Below are 2,057 nucleotides of genomic sequence, written 5' to 3'. Positions count from 1 at the left end.
CGTTCAGATAGAGGGTTACAGACGTTCAGAAAAGTATTGCAAGACATGAAAATAGGGGCTATGCTAGCCCCTATCAAATAAGTGTTTTTCCAATGAACAACCTAATCACTTTGTGCGATCGCACAGAGAACCTTTACCGATCGGTAAGGGGGCATTCATGGATTTGATTAAAGTCTACCCCTGTGGGCAAATAACAGCAAGTTCGCAGCGTAGATTCACCCCTGAGCCTCTACCGAGGGAGAAAAAACTCACTGTAGATGAAGCATTCAACCTTTCGGCACTGAAATCATTCGGCTATGAACGCGCCCGTGAGATTCTGCAAGCCGAAGGCTACCTTGGTTTATCAAAGCCCGCTAAATCGGAGAAAACCAAAAAACCGAGGGGACAGAAGGGAATAACTTCCCACGGTCGCCGCATTATTCGTGGGGGAGTGACATTGCTTGAGCGTACATACGGACGTAACAGGCTGTCGTTTATCACTCTGACTCTGCCTCCAGCGGTCGCTGAAGATTTGAGTGGGCGGTGGGCACATGTGGTCGATTTGATGAAACGGCGGCTCATCTACTCCAATGGACTGCATGGGCTACCCACCGAGATAATAGCGTGTACTGAGGTTCAAGAGAAGCGGTATGAAAGAACTGGTGAAGTTGCCTTGCACTTGCACATTGTCATGGTCGGACGGCATAGTAGAGGAGCTTGGTGCTATAGTCCTAGACAGTTGGAAAAAATGTGGAGTGAATGCTGCGAAACTGCCGTCAGGAATGTTATTGAGCCAAACGAGAGAGTTACTAGCAGAGTTACTAATAGTAGAACTGAGAGTGAATCTAACGGAAATGGAAACGCTACTGGTAATACAAGCAGCAATGCAAATAGCAATGGAAATGCTAATGGGAATATACATACGGAAGTGAATTGGAATGCAGCGGTAAATGTGCAAAGGATCAAAAAATCTGCATCTGCATACATGGGGAAATATCTATCTAAGGGAACGCAAACGACACAGAAAATTATCGATTCTGGGAAAGCTCATCTACTGCCCAAAGCGTGGTATTTCTGCACCCAAGTTTTGCTTGAGCGTATAAAAAAGGCGACTAGGGTCGTCAGCGGAAATTTAGCACACGAAATATACGAACACGTACTATCTCACGCTACCGAGTACCTAAACTACCATCGGAATATAAAGGCAAAATGCTCCGATGGGCGGGAAATAACGGTTGGATGGTATGGATACCTGACAAAGCGAGGTATGCAGGAATTAGGGAAACCTCTGGGTGTGGTCTAGGGGGCAGTCCCCTCTGGGAGATTTAGACGCACCGTCGCTGTTAACAACAGCCATGCGAAGCCTAGCATACTCCGGCAAATTACGGATGCTGCGATCGCACTGGTTGGAACCAATAAGGCTGTAACCCTCTATCTGTTAAGTGATCGAGGGTGTTAGGTATTGCTGTCAAGGACGGAGCGAAGCGAAGCCGAAGGGTATCCTTGACAGCAATACCTAACACCCTAAAACCCGTTCAGATAGAGGGTTACAGACGTTCAGAAAAGTATTGCAAGACATGAAAATAGGGGCTATGCTAGCCCCTATCAAATAAGTGTTTTTCCAATGAACAACCTAATCACTTTGTGCGATCGCACAGAGAACCTTTACCGATCGGTAAGGGGGCATTCATGGATTTGATTAAAGTCTACCCCTGTGGGCAAATAACAGCAAGTTCGCAGCGTAGATTCACCCCTGAGCCTCTACCGAGGGAGAAAAAACTCACTGTAGATGAAGCATTCAACCTTTCGGCACTGAAATCATTCGGCTATGAACGCGCCCGTGAGATTCTGCAAGCCGAAGGCTACCTTGGTTTATCAAAGCCCGCTAAATCGGAGAAAACCAAAAACCGAGGGGACAGAAGGGAATAACTTCCCACGGTCGCCGCATTATTCGTGGGGGAGTGACATTGCTTGAGCGTACATACGGACGTAACAGGCTGTCGTTTATCACTCTGACTCTGCCTCCAGCGGTCGCTGAAGATTTGAGTGGGCGGTGGGCACATGTGGTCGATTTGATG

General features: G+C 47.4%; 1 protein-coding gene. It reads left to right on the top strand.

Features of this window, described 5'->3' with window-relative positions; genetic code table 11:
* Window positions 1–157 precede the first annotated feature (157 nt).
* On the top strand, window positions 158–1,282 hold the full coding sequence (locus LEPBO_RS0131910; protein WP_017291665.1) for a hypothetical protein: 1,125 nt from the start codon (window positions 158–160) through the stop codon (window positions 1,280–1,282).
* Window positions 1,283–2,057: the final 775 nt, after the last annotated feature.

It is taken from the genome of Leptolyngbya boryana PCC 6306 (assembly GCF_000353285.1).
In the GTDB taxonomy this organism is placed as follows: Bacteria; Cyanobacteriota; Cyanobacteriia; order Leptolyngbyales; family Leptolyngbyaceae; genus Leptolyngbya; species Leptolyngbya boryana.
The sequence above is the reverse complement of the archived record's forward strand: the minus strand, read 5'-3'. Positions and strand labels throughout refer to the sequence as shown.